2 protein-coding genes and 1 other annotated feature are annotated in these 686 nt (G+C 65.9%); both genes read right to left on the bottom strand.

What is annotated here, in order from left to right:
• The coding region (locus tag B1964_RS27870) for an IS3 family transposase (RefSeq protein ID WP_139765914.1) at window positions 1-448 on the bottom strand (448 nt) is incomplete at its 3' end.
• Window positions 362-490, bottom strand: a sequence feature (AL1L pseudoknot). (Overlaps the previous gene by 87 nt.)
• Window positions 451-686: transposase (locus B1964_RS27865; protein ID WP_139765913.1), on the bottom strand; the 236-nt coding region annotated here is incomplete at its 5' end. It overlaps the preceding feature by 40 nt.

Here is a 686-nt window from a genome sequence, read left to right as displayed (position 1 = left end):
CCCAGCCGGAGTGGGTGCGGATGTAGGTCAGGTCGGCGACCCACAAGGCATTCGGCGCTTGGGCGGTGAACTGCCGTTTGACCCGATCGGCCGGCTGTGGCGTCTCGGCTCCCTCACTGCGGGTGGTCTTACGTGTCTTCAACCGCGGTATCCCCTGCAGCCCATCGGCTTTCATCAATCGTTCGACGGTGCAGCGGGCCACGCCGAACCCCTTTCTACAGAGTTCGGCGTGTACTTTGCGAGCACCGTAGACACCGAGATTGTCGGCGTGCACGGTGCGGATCTCACCGAGCATCTCGCGGTCACGAACTGCTCGTGGCGCCTCGGTCTTGTGTGGGCTCAGGTGGGCTCGTACCGTGGACGAAGCGATCTGGGCGGCCGTGTCGCGCAGGGCCGCGCAGATCGGATCGACTCCGTGTTCATCGCGATACGCGGCGACGAACTCCACGATCAACGCTGTGGGCGGTCGATCTCCGCCGCGAAAAAAGCCGACGCCTGCTTCAAGATCGTGTTCGCCCGCCGCAGCTCGCGGTTCTCCCGCTCCAACTGCGCGATCCGGTCGGCATCCTCGGTGGTGGTGCCCGCCCGCACACCGCCGTCGACCTCAGCCTGACGAACCCAGTTGCGCAACGCCTCGGGATGCACCCCAAGCTGATCGGCAATCCGCTTGACCGCGCCGCGCGAGG

The organism is Gordonia sp. i37 (assembly GCF_002043085.1).
Taxonomy (GTDB): Bacteria; Actinomycetota; Actinomycetes; order Mycobacteriales; family Mycobacteriaceae; genus Gordonia; species Gordonia polyisoprenivorans.
Note: the sequence above shows the minus strand (reverse complement) of the source record. Positions and strands in the feature narration are given on the sequence as shown.